Raw genomic sequence first — 21,545 nt, 5'->3', positions numbered from 1 at the left:
GAAAATATTTAATTTATAGGTAGTAATTCTAAGTAGTGATCTTTTCCAAATGTGATATAAAATAATGACAAAAAGGGATTTCTTCCGCTTAAATTAAATCTTATAATTTCTTCAGAATTTATTTTTAAATTAATCGGATTTGAACGACACCAATCAATTTTAGCTCTTAATGTATGTCCTCCTTCCTCAACTTCAAATTCTTTAGATTCACCATCAGCGATATCTCCTATTTTTTTATCATCCAGATAAATTCCTATGGATCTCAATTTGTTTGAATATTCTGATGAACGATTGATCATGAGTTTTGCCATCTCTATAGTAATTAGTTTATTTAAAGAACAACAAAATTATACGTTTTTCTTCAAACTAAAAACAATATTCTCCGGAAAACCTTCATCAATTCTCCCCTCTTGCAACACAAAATGGTGCTTTAAAAGAAGGCCTTTTGAATTTTCGTTACTTTTTTTGGTGAATGCTAGAATTTCCTGCAAATTTAAAGTATTAAATCCACAATCTAAAACAGCAGCAAGGGCTTCAGACATGATTCCTTTTCTGTGATAGTCAGGTAATAATTCATAGCCTACTTCTCCTTCTTTCCTATCCTCAGTAAATTTCCCAAGACAAATGGTTCCTATCAGGTTGGGTTCATCTTTATAAGAAATTCCCCAGTAAACCGTCTCCTTACTTTCAGTTTTTCTTTTGATTGTTAAGATAAATTCCAAGGCATCGTAATTCGTTTTTGGAGATACTCTTTCAACAAATTTATTCGTAATCGGATTACCTCGAATTTTCAGAATATCTTCAACATGACTTTCGTTGATTTCTTTTAACACTAATCTTTGTGTTTCTATTTTCATATTTCAAATTTAATAAAAAAATATTTTCACAAGCACATTAGAACATTAAGAAAATAAAGTACTGAAAATAATGAAGTTCCCATAAGAAGAAAGTCAAAGATTTTCAAAAAATCAATGTCTTCATCTTTACAGTACATTTGACATCAAGTCTGTTTTAACTCATTAAAAATTTAACCACAAAAGAGGCAAAAGATTAACACTTTAGTATTTTAAATTGATTATTAAACTACAAAGAAGAGCACATAAGTTTTTAAAAAATCTTTGATTTTTAATCTTTTGAAAAATTTAGCTTTCTAAAAATTACATAATGGTTAGCTATCTAAATAACTTTTGTTACAATTGCGGTTAATTTTTAAATAAACAACACGTCTTTATCAATAGGAACGGGTTTTAACCCCGTTCAAATAAAACAAAAAATCAATCGGCTTCAGCCAAAACTTAAAAAACACTGAAAAGTCTATGGTTTTTTACTAAATGAAATATCCTTATGAACTCTAAAATGATAAGTAAGAAAAAAATCTTTGCAGATTTTGCTGTAAAATTAATTTTAGACGATACTACCGAGGATCACCAAAATAATTAATGAACTTGTAAACTTTCAATTTAACCACAAATCGAAGATTCGACGGAGTCAAAAGCTATTATTGAACGAGTTAAAGCTTAGCTATTTTGAAAACATAAGCTTGCAAAAGAATAATATTTCGACTCCGCTCAATATGCAAAGATTTTTTAAAACTTATATGTTCTTGTTTACAGTTCATGATTAACTTAAATAATGCGTAATTCTTTTGACTCTTTTGTGGTTAAAAATTTTTGAAACTTTATGGTTAAATACAATGTAAAGAAACTCATTTTCAAATGCTACATCATCAAATTCACATTTTCTCACTAAATTTGCACTGTGTATATAAATAAAGAAGATTTAAACGAATTAGAGTTTCCGCAATTGCTCGCGGAAATCTCTCCATTTGCGTATTCTCCGAAAACGAGAGACAAAATTCTTCAACTTCGTCCCATGGAAATTGACGAGGCAGGACTTTCACTAAAAAAAACTTCCGAATATTTATCGAGTTTTGAAAGTTCAAATGCGATTCCGTTTGATGAATATGAAGATATTGAAAGCGAATTACAACTTATGCTGATCGAGAATTACCGTCTCGAAAACAAAGCTTTCATCAAAATAAAAACGATTACCCAACAAATAGGAAGACTTCAAAAGTTTTTCCCCACCATGCCTGATACTTTCCCTACTTTAATGGCAGACGCTTCTGTATTGGAGTTTAAGAAGGAAATTATTGATAAGGTAGATAAAGTTTTCAACCGTTTTGATGAAGTAAAAAGTGAAGCTTCACCGATCTTAAAAACATTGAGAACGGAAATTCAGCATGCGAAAAAAGCGATTCAGGAAAATTTTAACCGTGTATTGTTCAATTACGGGCAAAGTGATTTTCTGGATGATATCCGAGAAAGTAATATTGAAGACATTAGGGTTTTAGCGGTAAAATCTGCTTACAAGAAAAGAGTTCCGGGCAGAGTATTGGGACTTTCAAAAACAGGTTCTATCACGTATATTCAACCGGATAGTGTCGTAAAACATTACTTCAAACTTAAAGAAAATCAGGAAGAGGAAAAAAAGGAAATTGATAAGATTCTAAGGCAGCTTACGGCTGAATTAGCAGAATATCAACCTCAGCTTTGGAGATATCAGGCTTATATTTTTGATCTTGATCTTACGAGAGCTAAATCTAAGTTTGCAGAATTAATTAACGGTGTTTTACCAAAGATCAACCGTCACAAAACGTTAAAGCTAAGAGAAGCTTTCCATCCATTGCTTTGGTTAAGAAATAAAGCGGAGAACAAAATTATTTTCTCTCAAACATTATCTTTAACGGATCAAAACAGAATCATCTGTATTTCCGGACCGAATGCAGGAGGAAAATCCATCACGCTGAAAACAGTAGGATTGCTTCAATTGATGATTCAGAGCGGAATTTTAGTTCCTGTTCACCCAAGATCTGAAATGTTTTTCTTTGATAAAATCATGACTGACATTGGTGATAATCAATCTATTGAAAACCATCTTTCCACCTATTCATCAAGATTGAAGAAAATGGGCGGGATCATCCGTGAAGCTGATGCCAATACCCTTTTGTTGATTGATGAATTCGGAACGGGTTCAGATCCTGAATTGGGAGGTGCTTTGGCAGAAAGTTTCTTAGAGTTTTTCTATGACAAGAAGAGTTTTGCGATCATTACAACGCACTACACTAACATTAAATTGGTTGTAGAAGAGCTTTCTCATGCAGAAAATGCAGCGATGCTTTTTGATGAAGAAACACTGGAACCAATGTATAAACTGGAAGTTGGACAAGCTGGAAGTTCATTTACTTTTGAAGTTGCCGAGAAGAATAAAATCCCTAGGTTTATCATTCATTCTGCGAAGAAAAAAGTAGAACATGATATTGTGAATCTTGATAAAACGATTGTAAAACTTCAGCAGGAAAAATTCGAGGTTGAAAAACTGAAAACCGATCTTGCCGAAAGAAAAGAATCCGTTGAAGATAAGCGCGATAATTTGCAAAGACTGAATGAGCAGCTTCAACAAAAACTATTCAATTTCCAAAAGCTGTATGAAGATGAACATCGTAAACTGCAGTTTGGAAATAAGATTGAAACCTTTATCGATGGCTACATAAAAGGGAGATCCCGAAAAGATGTGGTGAAAGATTTTGTAAAAATTCTGGAACAGGAAAAATTCAGGAAAATCGGTGCTGATAAAGACGAAACAAAAAAACTTCAGGTTGTAAAAAGAAAAATAACCCAACAACTAAAAAAAGAAGATGTTATTGAAAAAATAACGGAAACCAACGAAAAAATAGAAGAGAAACGTCAAATTGACCGTGCTGTTTGGATGAAAATTGGGCAGCGTGTTCGTATCACAGGAAGCACAAGTGTCGGGACGATAGAAAAGATCTCCAGAAACAAAGTGATCGTGAATTACGGAACTTTTAAAACAACGATTAGCGCTGAGGAATTGGAGAGGATTTAAACAATTTGAGTATGGTAATTAAAACAAAGCTTACTTTTAAAGAATACCTGAAACTTAATATAGAAATTCTTTTTGGAGATATATTTTTAGTATTGGGACTTATTTTTTTACTCCTTTTTAGTATTTTAGGGTTTATTTCAAATATTATTTTCTATTCTGATTCACAAAACCTTTGGATATCATTTTTCATTATATTGGTTTGTGTGTTTTTAAATGCTTTTAAATACTTCCAATTAAAAAAGATTTATAAAACTAGTAAAGATATTAAAGAGGAGATTACTTACACTTTTTCAGATGAAAAAATTCATGTAAAGGGAAGTACATTTGAAAGTGAATTTAGTATTAAATCAATCTATCAAATACAAGAATTTAAAAATTTATTTTTAATATATTATAATTCTCATTCAAAAAGTATAATTCCTAAAAAAGGTTTCACAAAACAAGAAATTGCAACGCTCCGAACTATTGTTAAAAATAATAACGTAAAAGCGAAACTTAGAAACGATTAATAAAAAGCGAGTGTCGAATAAACTGACACTCGCTTTTGTTTTGTACTTTTATCAACAACCTATGTACTTTTCTTTCCAATAAACGGAAGCAGCATGGGTACTTTCTTTTGATAACTTTGATATTCTTCTCCATAAAAATCCTTAAGATCTTTTTCTTCCAAAAATTTTACCGCAATAAAAATATAAATAGTTGTCGTTAAGGTAAAAACTAAATGCCCGACCGTCATTACAGGCGTTGCCCAAAACGCAATTAAGAAACCGAGCATAATCGGATGCCTTACGATTTTGTATAAATAAATAATTTTAAAGCTTGTGTCTGCCGGTTGCAAGGTTTTATTTCTCATATTTTGAATAACCTGCCTCAATCCAAACAATTCAAAATGATTAATGATACACGTAGAAATCAATACAATCACCCATCCTAATAAATAAATGCCATGTATAATCATAACAGCAGCGTCATTTTCAATTTCCCAGACTACGGATCGCATGGGTTGCCATTGCCAATACATTAATAACAGCGCTAAACTGGCTAATAAGACATACGTACTACGTTCAATTACGGGGTTAATAATATTGGTCCACCATTTTTTAAATGCGGGTCTGGCCATTATGCTATGCTGAAGTGCAAATAAGCTCAACAAAAGTACATTGACGAGCAGTGATTCTGTAAAAGTAGTTTCTGTTCCAGAGTCTATTGATTTTGGAACAACAAAATTGCCAACAAATCCTATTGCATACAGAAAAGCAACAAGAAATACGAGGTAAGCAAATAATCCATAAAGAAAAGTAATTGACTTTATCATGCTTGTAGGTTTTACGATGGTTTTAGTTTAAAAGCAGTCCGTTATTTTTTAATTACCAACTCGTTTATATTGCTCGTAATTATTTACATAACCCTAAACTGCTGCTTCATTTAAAATTAAGTTTAAAATACTAAATGGGTATTATACTTTTACCGTAAAAAATTACATAATATCATTGTAATCAGAATTATCCGTAAATTCACAGCATGCTTAAAAATGCTAAAATCCTTGGAATATTCTATGTGAAGATTTTAATTCCAACCCTATTATTTTCTTTATTAATTGCTTTTGCAACAGATTTAAATTTCGAAAATTTAGGATTATGCTTTCTTTTATTATTTCCAATGCTTCATTTTTTCATTTATGAATTAAGGCTTAAAAATGAATATCTCTTTTACGCCAATTTCGGATTTTCAAGAATGTTTCTTTGGGGATTAACCTTGTCAACAAGCATCGTTATAAAATTCACATCCGTTTATTTATGAGTACCCTACATATTGACAGTATCACAAAAACCTTCGGAACTAAAAAAATACTACAAGATGTTTACTTAGGTTGCGAAACAGGAAAAATCATTGGACTTTTCGGAAGTAACGGTGCCGGAAAATCTACTTTATTTCAAATCATTTTCGGAACATTAAAAGGGGAAACTCAATTTATTAAATTCGACACGATCATTCTTAAAAATCAATGGGACAGAAAAAACAGAATCTCCTATCTTCCTCAATATTCATTTTTGCCAAAAAACAGTAAGATTAAAAACCTCATCAATCTATTCTGCAATAAAGAAAATAGTGAGAAACTCCACAACTTAGAATTAATACAACCCTTTTTAAACGAAACATTCAAGAATCTTTCTACTGGTGAACAAAGAATTATTGAAGTGTTGCTCATTATTCATTCTCAATCAGAGTTTATTTTATTAGATGAGCCCTTTCACAGTCTTTCCCCAAAAATAGCTACTGAGCTTAAAAAAATAATTAAAGAAATTTCAAAACAAAAAGGCTTTATTATTTCAGATCATAATTATCAGGATGTTCTAGACATTTCAGATGAGATATATCTAATCTCCAACACTTATGTAAGACAAATAAAAGATATTAAGGAATTGCAATTATTTAAATACCTCCCGAAAAGCATTTAATTTATATATTTGAGGAGTCAAAAATTTTTCATGATGATTTCCTCAAAAAAAGTATTTTATTTATCAGTTTTCAGTGTTTTTTCTTTAAGTCTGATGAAGGGGCAAAATAAAGTTCCTTTTGGTGTTGTAAAAGCTGAAGAAGGCTATGCAATGGTACGTGTTGCTAAAGATAATTACCGAAAAATTGTAGATAAGATCCGTATGCGCAGAGGAGATGTTTTTGTGTACGTAAAACCTGCTCCAGGAGAAACTGAATGGATCTGGATAAAATATCCAGACAAAGACGACACCGAAAAACCTTTTGTAAGGTATGACTCTCTTAACAGAGAGGGAATGGTGAATAAAGACCGTATTGCTTTCATTGATCAATTACCAAAATATACGCCTTCCAAATCTAAAAATGGAAAATCTCTTATTTTCACGGATGACACTAATCCTAAAATACCTGGTAACCAAAGAAGCAAGGTCATTATAGACGTTTACCCTTCTAATGCAAGCTACCGCAAGAAGGAAAAAGATGCAGCCGGAAAAATTCTTACCATCGATAAAGTAAGACCTTGGGGAATCGGTAATGATCTTCCTGAAGGCGTGACGGAAATTAAATCTATCAGGGTTCAACAACCCGGAAGAGGTTCTGTTTTTGTAAGGGAAGCGATCAAGAATTTATTTCAACCCACGATGGATTTCAATAACGTTGGGGTGACTTCTATTGACAATGATCATATCTTTCTTTATATGATTAATGGGTCAGGAGAAAACCGCTACACGACGCTTTGGACCATCAAAGAAGGCAAGGTGATGAGCCAGATCATCTATAATAATCCGGAATAATTCGTTTCGTTTTCATATTATCCTTATTTTTGCACCGAAAAGTTATTTTGCTTTTGGCTTCCCGCTGACGGCATTTGGCTTTTTCAGAAATTGGTTCTGCTTAACCGCAGATTAAAAGGGAATCGTGTGAAAATCACGAACTGTCGCGCAACTGTAAGTAACTAAAGTCTTTATTAAGAATCCACTGTGCGAGGCATGGGAAGGAGATGAAGATGTTACGAGTCAGGAGACCTGCCTATTTCTATAAGACAAAAACTTTCGCGATTTGAAGTTTATTGATCAATGGTCTGTTTCAGGAATTTCTGTATTCCTGTGATCTTCTGTTTGTTCCAATATGCTTTCTTTTCGCTTTAATTAATAATGAAATATGACTACAGAAGAAAGAATTAAAGCATCCGAAACCAGCATTTTTAAAGCCGTTTTCCCTAATACAACCAATCATTATGATACTCTTTTTGGAGGTACAGCGATGCAATTGATGGATGAAGTGGCATTTATCACCGCTACCCGTTTTGCAAGAAAAAGAGTGGTAACGGTAAGCAGTGACAAAATAGATTTTAAGAGACCTATTCCTGCAGGAACTATTGTGGAACTTATTGGTAAAGTTTCTTACGTTGGAAAAACGAGTATGAAAGTAAATGTAGAAATCTACACCGAGCAAATGTATTCTTACGAAAGAGAAAGAGCCATTGTAGGTGATTTTACGTTTGTGGCGATTGACGAATCTAAAAAGCCTATTCAAATACTTTAATAAAGTTTCGGCGGCCAAAGGCCGCCGAAACTTTATTTATGATTTCACAATTTTATCCGTTTCTAAATTTTTAATCATTAAAAATTCAAAAGCTTCTCCCATTTCATCGGAAGCACGAGTAATTGCATTTTCAAGCATATTTCTCACTTGGTTTTCGGTAACGCCAGCTTCTGTCCAGCTTTTTCCAGAGGTATAAGAATTCAAGATGAAAGGAATCATACGGTCTATAGCACAGGCAAAAATAGCATCGGGAGTTTTCTCTTCTTCAAACTCAAGCCAAAGATTAAAAAACTCTGAACGTAATGGTTCATCCAAAATTCCGAAAATGTTTTGAGCAGACTGTTTTTCTCTTTCGAATTTCCCCACCATTGCCTTTTCATCAAACAAGAAAGTATCACCGGCTTCAATTTCTACCAAATCGTGAATAGAAAGCATTCTTATCACTCTCAATAAATCAATATCTGCTCTGTTTTTCGCATAAGGAAAAAGGATTTGAGCTAAAATAACGATCTGCCACGAATGTTCAGCAGTATTCTCTCTTCTGGAATCATCGGCATTATAATTTCTTCTCTGTACATTTTTTAAAGCATCAACTGCTAAAATAAAATCGATTTCTTTCTGGATCTTCATTTTATTACTCTTTATAATATTCTTTTATTGGATATTTTGTGGTTGTAGCAACCCATTTATTATTTTTCAATTCTCTTTTTGTGACTTTTACCGTTTCATCTCCGCCAGTTGCATCTTCTTCCATTTCATACACTTTCAACAACCCTTTTTTCGGAACCACAGCATATTCTGTCGTAATATGCCAACAGCAACCAGATTTCGCATAGGTAATCAAACGCTTACGTTCTGGATCTGTTTGAAACATTCCCAGATTTTCATAGGCCAGATTTGTTAATTCTTCACTTTTCACAAATTGCTTCTTTGTTGAATTAAACACATACACATCATAAGAAGGGCCTCCATAGCCACTTTCATTTCCATTTCTAATGGCAACATCCTGGCTTCCATCAAAATTAAAATCATCAAAAATCAGAGGACTCTGCTCATCATATAACTGAATAATATTAGCCGTTGGCTTCTGATCTTCCTTTAAATAAAAATTAAGATTATTGGAAGTGAGCGTCTGAAACTTTCTGGAAGTAGCTTTATCAATCAGTTCAATAGTTGCCTTTCCCTGACATTCATCTTTCTCACATGTTTCAACATTAATGCTAACATTATATTTCTCAGAGGCATCTTTTAGTTCAAAATGATGCTGAGCAAAATACATAGGCCCTAAAAGAACCACAGCTTTTAAAAATACATTATAATTCATCATAGCGTGTTTGGTTTTTAAAAAAAATTAGCCTTTTTATCCTGTAAAAATCTAGAACAAAGATAAAAAATAGCATTCCAAAATCATTTTATTTTAAGATCTATATTTTCAAATAAAAATTAAACAACTAGTTATCAGGACTTTAAATATTTTAAATTAAAAAATACACTACTTTGTATTGCATATTACCATTTTAATTACATATCTTTGTAATGTAGAATTCAGATAGGTTCAACTAGCTAGGAACTTATTCTGAAAATATTAACTCAAAAAACTTAATATAAAGATGAATACCGAAAATACCAAAGCGCAAATGCGAAAAGGAATTCTGGAATTCTGTATTTTAAGTCTCATCAATATTCGCGAAATGTATGTTTCCGATTTAATAGATGAACTGAAAAAAGGAAAGCTGGATGTAGTAGAAGGAACCCTCTACCCTCTCCTAACAAGATTAAAAAACGGAGAGTTTCTCTCCTACCGATGGGAAGAATCTACAGGAGGGCCACCCAGAAAATATTACCAAATAACAGAAAAAGGCAAATTGTTTTTGGACGAACTTCAAAATACCTGGAAAGAATTAACAGATTCTGTAAACCAAATCACTCAAAAAATTTAAAAACAAAGCTATGAACAAGACACTCTCAATAGGACTCGCAGGTTTTTCTTTCACCATTGAAGAACACGCATATATAAAGCTTAGCGATTATCTTAATGCACTGAGAAGCTCTTTGGACGCTTCAGAAGCAGATGAGGTAATGCATGACATAGAAATAAGAATGGTTGAAATTTTCAGAGATTCTTTAGGAAAACGTGAGGTTGTAAATGATACTGATGTTGAAAGAGTAATCGCCCAAATCGGAACTCCGGAAAAGATCGAAGAACAGGAAGAAGCTTACTATTCTGAAAGAAATACAAATAAAACCAATACTTCAAGTTCTGATAATACAGATAAAAAACAATTGTTCCGTGATCCTGAAAGACAAAAAATCGCAGGGGTGTGCGCAGGATTAGCTCATTATGTAGGAATGGATATTACTGCAATGAGAGCGATCTGGTTAGGAATTTTCGTTCTTGGAATTTTCACACAGGCAGTTTCTTCTTCTTTAGTAGCATTGCTTTACATTATTCTTTGGATTGTTTTACCGAAAGCAGAAACTGCAGCAGATTTTTTGAAAATGAAGGGAAAGCCTATGAACTTCGACAATCTTAAAAGTGAATCTAACAAGCTGGTTCAGTTTGCTAACGAATCTACACAGAGAGTCGGAGAAATCTACATAGAAAACAAACCTTATATCAATAATGCAGGAAGCGGAATCTGGAATATATTTAAATATATAATGGGTGGATTCTTTGCTTTAGTAGCTGTAAGTAGTATTATTGGAGTGTTTGTAGTGTTCGGACTTTTTGGAATGGACTCTAACTTCCCTGGTGCTAACGAAATGAAGTTCTATTTCGGTGACAGCGGATTATACAGAATATTATCTGCCATCATCATTATCGGATCATTAATTCCAGCGATTATCTTCAGTTTGTTAAGCATTAAAATTTTCTCTCCAAAAACCAAATTAAGAAATATTGGTTGGGTGATAGGAGCTTTATTTCTTATTTTAATGGCGCTTGGAGCTTATTTCGGAGCTAGCATGGCTAAAAAAGAAATGTTCTTGAAAGGTAATAAAGAGGATACAGAAGAAGTTTCTATCAATACCACCTCAGACAGTTTATTTGTAGACCTTAAACAAATTGCTATTCCACAGAACTTTACAGGATATGACAATGATCTTTATTCTGACAAGGTATCTGTTTTCGAAAAAGACTGGGTACATGTTGATGTAACGAGAAAAGCAAATATTAAAACGCCTTATTTAATTATTAAAAAGGAGGCAAAAGGATACAATATTCCACTTAATGTAAATATTCCGGTAGAGATTATTAACAATAAAATTATTCTTCCTAATTACATTAAATATCCTTACGAACACAGATTTAGAAACTATAATATTGATTATGAGTTGGTAATTCCTCAAAATACAGTAGTCATTGCTTTAAAGAAAGATGGAATTGACTTCAATGGAGATTTAAACGGAGATGGAATTGATGATAATGAGCAAAATGACGACGATAATGATAATGATCACGGAAACATCAGAATCGAGAAAAATAAGATCTCTGTAAACGGTTCTACCATAGAATACAACTCTGATGATAAAGACAGCATCATCATTAACGGAAAAAAAGTTCCGGCTAACCAAGCTGATCAAGTAATTGATTCTATGAAATCAAGCATCAAAAAGATGAAAGGTGATATCGACATCAAAATAAACGACGGAAAAAACAAAGTTTCTATAAAAACTAAATAAAAACATATTTAAAACACACACAATGAAAAAAAGTATCAGTTTTATTCTCGGATTGCTTGCAGGAGTTTTCACAGCAGCCATCATTACTTACCTATTCTTTCTTATCACATTTAATAATTAATACGATGAACAAGAAATCATTTTGGACAGGATACGGGATAGGTGTAGTAATTGTCATCATAGGAGCTTTTATTTTTAAAGCTAACATGGAAGTTCCTAATACTCCATTGGATAATTTAGAACTCCATGATCTATCTGGCAAGCAGGTAAAAGCAGCAGAATTATTGGACAAACCCTTAATTGTTAACTACTGGGCCACCTGGTGCGCTCCTTGTAGAGAAGAGTTCCCAATATTCGAAAAAGTGAAAGCTAAAGCAGCAAGTAAAGTAAATATTGTAATGATCTCTGATGAAAAAAGCTCTACCATAGAAGCTTTTAATAAAAAGAACAAATACACATTTACCTATCTGCTTGCAGGCAAAGCGATTAGTTTTCCGCAGAGACCCGTAACAGCAGTTTATAATAAAAAAGGAGAACTTGTTTCACAAATAATGGGAACCGTTACCGAGAAACAACTTCTAGACCTTATAGACAATGCAGGTAAAGAATAAAACGATATAATAATTCGGCGATTGAAAAGTAACGAATGCGAAAACCATTCGGGTAAAAACAAAAACATAATTTCTATAAAAACCAAATAATAAACGGCAGAGAGTGGCTGAAGGTGTGAATGGAGAACAACAGTTTGAAATTCACACTCTTCTTCTCTCAAAAAGAATAAAAAAACTAAATTTACCCTCTGCATATCAAGAAATTATCTTATCTTCGTAAACAAATAATAACCCAAATCAAAAGCACTTACAAATGGTACAAGTAGCACTAGAAATTGTAATGAAAATCGTAGATTTAATCAGCGGTTTGTTTTAAGAGCGATAATATTTCAATATATTTGTAAAGTATAACCTCAATAGGTTATACTTTTTTGTTTTTAATTCAAAGTATATGAAAAAGCTGATTGGCAAATTAATGCTAAAAATCCTAGGTTGGAAGGTCGTTTTACAAGGTGATGTAAACAGTCTGAACAGATGTATTCTTGTTGTAGCACCTCACACCCACAATATGGAATATTTATTAGGAAATCTTGCTTATTGGTCATTGGGTAAACCTATAAAAATCATCATTAAAGATGCCCATACAAAAGCTTGGTATGGTAGTATCGTAAGAGGTTTAGGTGGAATTGGAATCGACAGAAGTCAGAAAAATGATCTTGTGAATTTTGTTGCCAACCAATTTAAAAAAGAAGATTTCAGCCTTGTTATCACCCCAGAAGGTACAAGAAGCTGGGTTCCGAAATGGAGAAAAGGTTTTTACCATATGGCTTTGGCGGCAAAAGTTCCTTTGGTATTGGCAGCAGGAGATTTTAAAAGAAATATTGTTTATTTGGGATACACCATTCCTTATGAAAGATTAGCAAGCGTTCCCTTTTCAGAAATAATGAAAGAAATTCAGGATTACTATATCAAAAATGACATCGGACCCAAAATCCCTGAAAACTGGAATCCAAATATCATGGGAAATGATTCAGAAGCTAGAAGCTAGAAGCTAGAAGCTAGAAGCTAGAAGCTAGAAGCTAGAAGCTAGAAGCTAGAAGCTAGAAGCTAGAAGCTAGAAGCTAGAAGCTAGAAGCTAGAAGCTAGAAGCTAGAAGCTAGAAGCTAGAAGCTAGAAGCTAGAAGCTAGAAGCTAGAAGCTAGAAGCAAAATTACTCATTACCAATTATCTATTACTTATCATCATGAAAAGCAAGACAAAAGAAGAAACACTACAGTTTTTAAACAGTTGGGGCAACGATATTACTTTAGCTAAAACATTAGAAATAAAATTCATCGACATCGATCTGGAAAATGAGACCCTAACAGCCACAATGCCCGTTCAACCAAAAGTACACCAACCCTTTGGAATTTTACATGGCGGCGCAAGTTGTGTGTTAGCAGAAACAATGGGGTCTAGCCTATCTAATATCTTTATTGATGGTACTAAATATTACGGGGTGGGAACCAATATTAATTCCAACCACTTAAGAAGTAAAAAAGACGGAATTGTAACTGCAGTTGCAAGATTCATCAGAAAAGGAAGAACAATGCATGTTTCAGAAATTGAGATTCGGGATGAAAAAGGCCAATTGATTAATCACACCACCATGACCAACAACATTATCAACAAGTAATTGTTTGACATAAAAATATAAGACTCAAAAAAATTGAGTCTTTTTTTATATCCTTGCTGCAACCTTTTTATTTTTTTGCATCTTTTAACAAATTTGTATCGTTTCAAATTAAAATAGTATCTTAAAGAATATTTTCAACTAATAACTGCAACCTTTTTCTTTTTTCACATCTTATAAGAAAAAGACTATGAAAACATTATTATCATTTTTATTTTTACTTACATTTATTTTTTCCTGTAGAGAAAATAATACTGAAGAATTAGAAAAAACTGTAGCTTCATACGATGTGTATATTGCCGGTAGAGAAAACAATCAATCTTGTTATTGGAAAAACGGACAAAAAACCAATCTCCCTCCCAGTGTTTATATTCCTCGAAAAATAATTGCAGAAAACAACCATGTCTATATTGCAGGAAGAATTCCTACAGTACCTATGAATTATCAGACATTCTGGAAAGACGGTATAAGATTCGATCTTGATCAATATTTGAATGTCCCAGTAACTAATGTTCCACAGATTTTTGATTTTTATGTTAAAAATGGAGATATTTATTTATTAGGACAAGCAACAAATCTAAACCCTGCCACTCCTTCACAAAGATTTGAATTCTGCTATTGGAAAAATGGAGTAAAAACAATTCTTTTTACAAATGAGTTTACCCAAAATGATTCTGGCTCTATAACAGTTCATGATTCTAAAGTATATGTTTCTGCTCATAAAAAAATAAATGGAGTCACCAACTTCGGCTATTTTATAAATACTACTTTTTATCCTTTAAATACAAATTACACTTATCGTAACGGGATTGCCTCTAATAATTCCAATCTCTATTTATATGGTACTGGCGCTACTCTTTTTTATAGAAATTTATTATCCAATATCCAGACACCAATACTAAGCCCCTCTGTAGGAGCTATAGACAAAATTATCTTGGACAACAATGATGTTTATCTACAGTCAAAGAATAAATATTATAAAAATGGCTCGGAGGTTTTAATAACAGATCCACAGTATAATTTAATACAGGAAATGAAAGTTCTCGATCAAAATATCTACATGATTAGATATAATGATAACGGAGAGCAGAAAGTCTTCATCAACAATGTAGAAATACAGAGTTTCATGCCTCCCTACTCTTTTGGCAACGGACTCCATTGCATTGATGTTGTCCAGAACTAAGCAATCTAAAAACATGCATAGCTCAACAAATTGGCAAAAAATATACAGCAACTATTCCCCAAAACTCTTGGGGATTTGCCGTAGGTATATACAGGATATTTACACGGCGGAAGATATTGTTCAAGACAGTTTCATTGCAGCGATGCAAAACAAACATCAGCTTAGAGATGAAAAGCTACTCTTTGCTTGGTTAAAAAAAATTGTGGTGAATAACGCTTTGCAGTACATTCGAAAAAACAGTAACGAAATTTTCATTTCAACCGAGATTTCGGAAATTCCAGATATACTTTCAGAAATGAGTGATCCTATTTCAGAAGAAAAACATATTTTCATATACGATTTCACAAGAGAAGAGCTTCTTTCATCTATTGATAATCTGCCTTCTCATCATAAATCTGTTTTCAATTTATACTATATTGAAAATTACTCTCATGCGGAGATCTCAACAACGCTTGGCATCAATGTAAATACCTCAAAATCTCATTTGTTAAGAGCAAAAAAATCTATTCAGAATTATTTGCTGAGTCATGTAAATCAAGATAGTCCGAAGAATAAAAAGAAGACTGTTCAACTGCTTGTTTTTTTTGGATTTGGAGAATTGTTATGGGCACAGACTTTCAAAAGTAAATTTTCAGATTTCAATATCACTCCTACAAAAACATTTGAAATTCCGGAAAGTGAAAATATAGATACCTTTCCCTCGGTTTCAAATCAAGCATGGAAAAAGAAGGTTATTGTAAGTTCTACGATTTTAGTCATTATTATAGGTTATATTTTTATAGTAAAACCTCAAAACCATCTTTTTAAACAGGAAAAAACTGAAATTATATCTGATCAAATTTCAGAAAATAAAAATAAAACAACAGAAGAAAAATTCCAACCAGACAACGCAAATGTAGAATCTAATGATAACTCCATTAATAAAATTGATACTTTAAATCAACATCCCATCGAGGCAACAACTCAGGAATCTCAATTAATTACTAAAGAAAAAAGTATCGATGCTAAAGAAAAATCAAAGAAGCTCACCATTAAAGATTCAGCTGCTGAAACTCCAAAAAAAGTAATTGTTGTCAAAAAAATTATCCAAAGGGATACCATCTTTATAGAAAGATAAAATTAATAACCAAAAAACATGTTTCTCAAAAAACTCTTCTTCCTTTTTTCAATCATTCTATTGCCCTTTTTGCAGGCTCAAAAAAAGAGAAACTGACACCGTTTATGTTTACGAAAAAGTGATTGTATATGATACCATTTATTTAGAAAAATCAATAAAATCAAAATTAAACGATATTTCTCTTCCCCAATTGAGTATTCTTGAAAAAGAAATTAAAGAGATCAGCAAAGAAAATCCTACCAATAATAGCATCGATCAAAAAAAACAAGAACAAATTAACACCCATTTTCAATATGGTGTGGAGATGGGAATTGGGTTGAAAAACAGCCAATGGGCAAGAGAACTCTCTAACAATAAACAACAGTTTGGAGAAAATATGGGAGCTTGGGTCTCAAAAAGTATAATCACTCCAAGATTATCTTTGATGCTTTCTGCGAATGTTTACTATTGGAATTCTACATTTGATTTGGATGGCAACAAAGAAGACACCTATCTGAACGGATTTTACTTTACGGAAGATCATCAGCCTTTGCTTTTTCAAAAATTTAATAATAAACATTTTGAATATGTCCTTCAGTTAAAAGTATTCTATGAATGGAAAAACATTCGTCCGTTTGTTGGATTTATAGTAAATAGGAACATCTATAAAATGCAATTTCTAGTTCCTGAAAATAACGTTTTAGATAAATTGGATGATTTTAAAACCACTCAAAACAATTATGGATTCTCCTTTGGTGTTCAATATCGATTGCTAAAACGATTTTTATTGTCTTTAGAGTATCAACAGTATCAAATGAAGAATGTTTCTTTAAAAAACTCGTCATTTGATTTTGACATTTTTAAGACTAATAATACCTTTGCAGAAAGAAAAATCAACTTAGGAATTTCTTATATGATTTCAAAGTAATGATTTTCGAAAAGTATTCAACCCATGATTTATTTCAAATTTCCTTTTGACGAAAAACTGTATTCAACAGATAAAAAAGCAGATAAAAATTTAATTCAATTTCACTCTTTTGACGGACTAAGGCAAATTAATTTTGATGGAAATACGATTGAAATAGATCAGGAAAAATTTGATCAGGAAGTGATTACTAATAATTCTTTACCGGAAGATAAAAGTAATTTCGTTGCCGAAACCAAAGATGAATATTTACAGAAACTAGAAGAGGTTATTCAAGTTATTAATGAAAATGAACTTCCAAAATTAGTTCTTTCTAGAAGGAAAATTTTTAATGATTTTAATCAAATTGATTTAAAAGAAAGTTTTAAAAATTTATGCCAAATCTACCCGAATGCTTTCAGGTACATTTTCAATAACGGAGAAGACGCCTGGATGGGCGCTTTTTCGGAGGTCTTAGGAAAATTCAACAAGATGACTCATGAATTTGAAACCATGAGCCTGGCGGGTACGCTACCTGTCTCAGAAGAGTGGTCTGACAAAGAAATTGAAGAACAAAAGCCTGTTTCCTCTTATATTAGAAATATTTTAGCAAGATATGTCACGTTGAGCGAAGTTGAAGAATCAAAAACTCACGATCATATTTCAGGAAATATTAAACATTTAAGAACCGATTTTAAAGCAAAAATACAAGCTGAAGATCTCGATAGCCTTATTCAGGAATTGCATCCTACTCCGGCCGTTTGTGGTATTCCGAAAGATTTTTGTAAAGAGAATATTCAAAAAATCGAAAAATTCCCCCGCGAATTCTATGCTGGTTATATCAAAATTGAAACGGAAGAAAGCATTCAATTTTTCGTTAATCTTCGTTGTGCAAAATTATATCAGAATTCTGTTCATCTCTTTGTGGGAGGTGGAATCACAGCCCAAAGCAATCCTGAAAAAGAATGGATTGAAACAGAATTAAAGTCTGAAGCCGTTTTGAAGAATCTGGTTATTTCTTAGATTACAACAGTGCCTTCAAGAGCCTAAACCATAAAAATATACAATCGGAAACAAAAAAAACTCTTTCAATTGATGAAAGAGTTGATATATTTTAATGGTTTAAAGATTATTTCTTTACTCCAATTCTACTCCAAGTATCCAAAACAAAGAGTAAAACAAGCCCAATTACCGCAGAGGCAATTGAAAAAACAAACTTTAGATTATCTTCAGATAAAACTTCTGATTGCCAGTCTAGAGCATAAAGATTAACTGCGATAAACACTACGAACAGTACTAAAAATACTTTATAAAACTTCTGCATGATTCTTAAAAATTTATATAATTCTGCACCAATTGTGCAAAGTTTGCGGTAAATAATTTAATTGAAATCGCTAAAAGAATGATCCCGAAAACTTTCTGTAAGATAGACAAAGTAGCCTCTCCCATTCTTCGTTCCAACCATTTTGCAGATTTCAGCACCAAATATACGAAAATTGTATTGAGAACGATTCCCAAAATAATATTAATATCATGAAATTCAGCTCTAAGCGATAACGTAGTTGTTAAAGTTCCGGCTCCTGCTACCAAAGGAAAAGCAATGGGAACAATAGATGCAGCCTTTGCCTCCGTTGTTTTATTGATTTCTATCCCCAAAATCATTTCCAGCGCTATGATAAAAATCACAAATGCACCGGCGATTGCAAAAGAGTTAACGTCTACCCCGATTAGTTTTAGAATCTTGTTTCCTACAAATAAAAAGACGATCATAATAACCCCAGCAGTGATCGAAGCTTTACCGGCTTCAATTTGTCCGAATTTCTGTTGCAAGCTTACAACAATGGGAACAGAACCGATAATATCGATTACAGCGAAAAGAACCATAAAACAGGTAACGATCTCTTTTATAGAAAAATCATTGAAAACTTCCATCTTTTTGTAATTAAAAATTTCGCAAAAATATGAAAAAATATTGATTATTTGCTAATCTGTGAATACAAATTAACAATTGCTTTCAAAAGTTCATCCATTCCTTCAGGAGATTTTACCGGAGCATATTTCTCCATCTGAATCTTTTGGGAAAGATTTCTGTATTCCTCCGCCATAGCAGATCCCTTATAACTCTCTAGAAATCTTCTGAAATCTTCCGCTGAGCTTTGGAAATACTGATTTCTCACTTCCGCATCCATCTCATCTATCGTTTGAAAAAACTTCTGATAATCTTCATTATCTTTAAGATTTTCTAAATAACTGAAATAATCATTAATATCAGTTTTTAGACTTTCTCTTATTTCATTTTCAGTTTCTGCTACAGAACCTAAAGATTTTGAAGGTACAGTTTCTTTAACTAATGTACGCTTTTTTTGCCAAGTCTTAAATAAAAGATAAGCAATAAACAGTGCCAGCAAGATCGCCGTATTGGTTAAAAGGATATTCCAATGGAACTTACCTTTTTCTTTCACTTTAAATGAGGTCGTCTTTAAAACCGGAGTATTTACGGTTTCCAAAAAGTTATTGGTGTATTCATTTACCTTCTCAACAGTTGTTTTAGACTCCATAATCTGGTCATGAGAAAAGGCATTCAATGCCAATGTTTCCTGCCCTAGATCAACATATTCTTTATTCGCTGGATTGAAGAAAGCGAATTGTTCTGTTTTAACATTGATATCGCCTGCCTTTTTTGGAATTAGAATATAACTCGCTAAAATTTCCCCTTTAATCCCAGTAGTTCCTGGAGCAACTGCCGAAGTAATTTTAGGTGCAAAAATTTCATAATCCGGAGATTCTGCAATTTTTGGAAGTTCCATGTCAGATAAATTACCTTCTCCTGTAACTTTTACGACTACATTGATGGGTTTCTTGATCTCCACTTTTTCTTTCGAAGCATTATAGATACTTACATTGAAGTTTCCAACTGCATTCTTGAAGCATTCTGGTGACCCTTCCGGAAGCTTTCTTACATTAAGCTTAACTCTGTTGGAGATAATTTTATTCTTGTTGGAATAGCTACTCAAAGACGCTGAAACAGCAGGAACCTCAACATATCCGGCCGCGTTCGGGAATACCATAAATACTGCTAACACTTGTGAAGCCATATTTCCATAACTAGATGATGGATCAATTTCTGATTTAGCAAAGCTGATAGGATGCACATTGATATTATCCTGCTGAGGAAGATGAATATTTTTCACTTTTCTAAAGTTATCCATATTCTTAGAATAGGCCTTTAGAACAGCGACAGTCGGTTGATCCTGATAAATATCCTTATCGTCGATCTCCATATTCAAATAAACCTCATTAGAAGCATTGGCAACAGATCTCTTTTCGACATCTTTTACTACAATATCGAAAGGTTCTGTTTTATAAATTTTATTATTGACGGTTACCAGAACGGAACCGATCTTAATTTTACCTTTTTGTTTAGGCTCAAGCGCAAGCTGAGAAACCCTTTGTGTGATCACTGTATTGGTGGCAGGATCTACATAGGTATTGTTTACAGATCCAGACCCAATAATATTAAATTTAGATAGATCCGGTAGACGAATTGGGGTTTGCTGATTATATTCACTCCCATTCATTTCCAGAACGATCGTAAGGTTTATCACATCTTTTCCCGAATAATCATTTTTATCCGGATTTACATTAATACTCACCTGTCCGTAAGAAATTACGGAGGAAAGGATAAATAATATGTAAATAATTTTTTGTTGCATCACCAATCTTTCTCGTTGCTTTCAGGCATCGAATAAGAATTTTTGTTTAAAATTCTTTTGGCAGTTTCTTTCTCTTTATCGCTTACTTTATCTAATATTGCGTTTTCAAGATCTTTCGGTATTTTACCTTCTTTATTTTGGTTCTTGTCCGGAGTATTTCCCTGCTGACTTTCCCCTTGATTCTGTTGGCCTTTCCCTTGATCTTGTTTTTGATCTTTAGTATCGCCTTTTTGATCATCATTTTTCTGTTGGTCTTTACCGCCACCGCCTTTACCTGACTTATTTTGCTGGTCTTTCTTTTGTTCGTTTTCTTTTTCCTTCAACTTAGCAATTCCATAATTTTTTCTTGTTGCCTCATTGTAAGGGTCTTGTTTTAAGGATTGCTTATAATAATCTGCTGCCTTTTCGGGCTCTTTCATCTGCATATAAGTATTTCCTAAATTATGAAGAGCCGCCGCTTTATCGGGAATGGTCTGAGAAAGTTTCTGTGCTTTTTCAAACTCAGCTTTTGCCTCGTCATATTTTTTATTTTTATACAGCGCATTTCCCAAATTATAATGTGCCGTAAAATCTTTTTCATTAGATTTTAAGGCTTCCATATACTTAGAAGACGCTTTATCATAATCTTTACCGTTAAATTTCTGATTGCCCTCATAGACCAATGTCTTATAGCTTTCCTGCCCGAATAAGAAGCCAGAAAATGAAAAAGCAATTATAAACGATAAAAAAAAGATTTTAGTATTCATTACTTGCAAAATTATCCCTTTATATGTTAATAAACAGAGTCTTAATTGTTAA

Annotated in this window: 23 protein-coding genes and 1 riboswitch; of the genes, 14 read left to right on the top strand and 9 right to left on the bottom strand. The window is 32.7% G+C overall.

Going from position 1 to position 21,545, the window contains the following annotated elements; genetic code table 11:
* Window positions 1–8: 8 nt before the first annotated feature.
* Entirely contained in the window at window positions 9–311 is a 303-nt protein-coding gene (locus tag AMQ68_RS24455; RefSeq protein WP_054513221.1) for a hypothetical protein, read from the bottom strand.
* A gap of 36 nt (window positions 312–347) precedes the next feature.
* On the bottom strand, window positions 348–857 hold the full coding sequence (locus AMQ68_RS24450; protein WP_054513220.1) for a GNAT family N-acetyltransferase: 510 nt from the start codon (window positions 855–857) through the stop codon (window positions 348–350).
* A gap of 901 nt (window positions 858–1,758) precedes the next feature.
* On the opposite strand from AMQ68_RS24450, the gene AMQ68_RS24445 reads away from it, so the two are divergent.
* Entirely contained in the window at window positions 1,759–3,906 is a 2,148-nt protein-coding gene (locus tag AMQ68_RS24445; RefSeq protein ID WP_054513219.1) for a DNA mismatch repair protein MutS, read from the top strand.
* 11 nt (window positions 3,907–3,917) lie between these two features.
* Window positions 3,918–4,415: a YcxB family protein gene (locus AMQ68_RS24440; RefSeq protein ID WP_054513218.1), complete on the top strand. Its 498-nt coding sequence runs from the start codon at window positions 3,918–3,920 to the stop codon at window positions 4,413–4,415.
* Window positions 4,416–4,474: 59 nt separating this feature from the next.
* Here AMQ68_RS24440 and mddA read toward each other — a convergent pair whose 3' ends face one another.
* Window positions 4,475–5,221 (bottom strand): methanethiol S-methyltransferase, encoded by a 747-nt coding sequence (mddA, locus tag AMQ68_RS24435; RefSeq protein ID WP_054513217.1) that lies wholly within the window; start codon window positions 5,219–5,221, stop codon window positions 4,475–4,477.
* Between the two features lie 481 nt (window positions 5,222–5,702).
* Here mddA and AMQ68_RS24425 point away from each other — a divergent pair, with 481 nt between their 5' ends.
* The 3 genes from AMQ68_RS24425 (at window position 5,703) to AMQ68_RS24415 (ending at window position 7,947) form a co-directional block, all read left to right on the top strand.
* Entirely contained in the window at window positions 5,703–6,365 is a 663-nt protein-coding gene (locus AMQ68_RS24425) for an ATP-binding cassette domain-containing protein (RefSeq protein WP_054513215.1), read from the top strand.
* 30 nt (window positions 6,366–6,395) lie between these two features.
* Window positions 6,396–7,196, top strand: a complete 801-nt coding sequence (locus AMQ68_RS24420) for a hypothetical protein (RefSeq protein ID WP_054513214.1) — start codon at window positions 6,396–6,398, stop codon at window positions 7,194–7,196.
* 74 nt (window positions 7,197–7,270) lie between these two features.
* Window positions 7,271–7,450: riboswitch (cobalamin riboswitch) on the top strand.
* A gap of 113 nt (window positions 7,451–7,563) precedes the next feature.
* Window positions 7,564–7,947: an acyl-CoA thioesterase gene (locus AMQ68_RS24415; RefSeq protein WP_054513213.1), complete on the top strand. Its 384-nt coding sequence runs from the start codon at window positions 7,564–7,566 to the stop codon at window positions 7,945–7,947.
* Between the two features lie 36 nt (window positions 7,948–7,983).
* Here the strand turns inward: AMQ68_RS24415 and AMQ68_RS24410 are convergent, their stop codons facing one another.
* Window positions 7,984–8,577 carry an HD family hydrolase gene (locus tag AMQ68_RS24410; protein WP_054513212.1) on the bottom strand — a complete coding sequence of 198 codons (594 nt, stop codon included), beginning with the start codon at window positions 8,575–8,577 and terminating at the stop codon, window positions 7,984–7,986.
* A 4-nt stretch (window positions 8,578–8,581) separates the two neighbouring features.
* Complete coding sequence (locus AMQ68_RS24405) at window positions 8,582–9,274, bottom strand: hypothetical protein (protein WP_054513211.1); 693 nt, start codon at window positions 9,272–9,274, stop codon at window positions 8,582–8,584.
* Window positions 9,275–9,557: 283 nt separating this feature from the next.
* Here AMQ68_RS24405 and AMQ68_RS24400 point away from each other — a divergent pair, with 283 nt between their 5' ends.
* The 9 genes from AMQ68_RS24400 (at window position 9,558) to AMQ68_RS24360 (ending at window position 18,057) form a co-directional block, all read left to right on the top strand.
* Window positions 9,558–9,887, top strand: coding sequence for a PadR family transcriptional regulator (locus AMQ68_RS24400; RefSeq protein WP_054513210.1), 330 nt, complete (start codon window positions 9,558–9,560; stop codon window positions 9,885–9,887).
* Between the two features lie 10 nt (window positions 9,888–9,897).
* Window positions 9,898–11,628: a PspC domain-containing protein gene (locus AMQ68_RS24395; protein ID WP_054513209.1), complete on the top strand. Its 1,731-nt coding sequence runs from the start codon at window positions 9,898–9,900 to the stop codon at window positions 11,626–11,628.
* A 125-nt stretch (window positions 11,629–11,753) separates the two neighbouring features.
* The gene (locus AMQ68_RS24390) at window positions 11,754–12,239 is read left to right on the top strand and encodes a TlpA disulfide reductase family protein (protein ID WP_054513208.1); all 486 of its coding nucleotides are present in this window, start codon (window positions 11,754–11,756) and stop codon (window positions 12,237–12,239) included.
* A gap of 391 nt (window positions 12,240–12,630) precedes the next feature.
* Complete coding sequence (locus AMQ68_RS24385) at window positions 12,631–13,227, top strand: 1-acyl-sn-glycerol-3-phosphate acyltransferase (RefSeq protein WP_054513207.1); 597 nt, start codon at window positions 12,631–12,633, stop codon at window positions 13,225–13,227.
* A gap of 195 nt (window positions 13,228–13,422) precedes the next feature.
* Window positions 13,423–13,854 carry a PaaI family thioesterase gene (locus AMQ68_RS24380; protein ID WP_054513206.1) on the top strand — a complete coding sequence of 144 codons (432 nt, stop codon included), beginning with the start codon at window positions 13,423–13,425 and terminating at the stop codon, window positions 13,852–13,854.
* 187 nt (window positions 13,855–14,041) lie between these two features.
* Window positions 14,042–15,034: a hypothetical protein gene (locus AMQ68_RS24375; RefSeq protein WP_054513205.1), complete on the top strand. Its 993-nt coding sequence runs from the start codon at window positions 14,042–14,044 to the stop codon at window positions 15,032–15,034.
* A gap of 13 nt (window positions 15,035–15,047) precedes the next feature.
* Window positions 15,048–16,151 (top strand): RNA polymerase sigma factor, encoded by a 1,104-nt coding sequence (locus tag AMQ68_RS24370; RefSeq protein ID WP_160318013.1) that lies wholly within the window; start codon window positions 15,048–15,050, stop codon window positions 16,149–16,151.
* A gap of 118 nt (window positions 16,152–16,269) precedes the next feature.
* On the top strand, window positions 16,270–17,058 hold the full coding sequence (locus AMQ68_RS24365) for a hypothetical protein (RefSeq protein ID WP_054513203.1): 789 nt from the start codon (window positions 16,270–16,272) through the stop codon (window positions 17,056–17,058).
* Between the two features lie 24 nt (window positions 17,059–17,082).
* The gene (locus AMQ68_RS24360) at window positions 17,083–18,057 is read left to right on the top strand and encodes a chorismate-binding protein (protein WP_054513202.1); all 975 of its coding nucleotides are present in this window, start codon (window positions 17,083–17,085) and stop codon (window positions 18,055–18,057) included.
* Between the two features lie 106 nt (window positions 18,058–18,163).
* Here the strand turns inward: AMQ68_RS24360 and AMQ68_RS24355 are convergent, their stop codons facing one another.
* From AMQ68_RS24355 to AMQ68_RS24340, 4 genes are read right to left on the bottom strand one after another with little or no spacing between them, the layout of a single operon-like run.
* Complete coding sequence (locus tag AMQ68_RS24355; protein WP_054513201.1) at window positions 18,164–18,358, bottom strand: hypothetical protein; 195 nt, start codon at window positions 18,356–18,358, stop codon at window positions 18,164–18,166.
* A gap of 5 nt (window positions 18,359–18,363) precedes the next feature.
* Entirely contained in the window at window positions 18,364–18,966 is a 603-nt protein-coding gene (locus AMQ68_RS24350) for a MarC family protein (RefSeq protein WP_054513200.1), read from the bottom strand.
* A gap of 44 nt (window positions 18,967–19,010) precedes the next feature.
* Window positions 19,011–20,747, bottom strand: a complete 1,737-nt coding sequence (locus AMQ68_RS24345; protein ID WP_054513199.1) for a BatD family protein — start codon at window positions 20,745–20,747, stop codon at window positions 19,011–19,013.
* Window positions 20,747–21,493, bottom strand: coding sequence for a tetratricopeptide repeat protein (locus AMQ68_RS24340; RefSeq protein ID WP_054513198.1), 747 nt, complete (start codon window positions 21,491–21,493; stop codon window positions 20,747–20,749). The genes AMQ68_RS24345 and AMQ68_RS24340 overlap by 1 nt, the downstream gene beginning before the upstream one ends.
* Between the last annotated feature and the right edge of the window lie 52 nt (window positions 21,494–21,545).

This window comes from Chryseobacterium sp. ERMR1:04 (genome assembly GCF_001297705.1).
Classification (GTDB): domain Bacteria; phylum Bacteroidota; class Bacteroidia; order Flavobacteriales; family Weeksellaceae; genus Chryseobacterium.
Note: the sequence above shows the minus strand (reverse complement) of the source record. Positions and strands in the feature narration are given on the sequence as shown.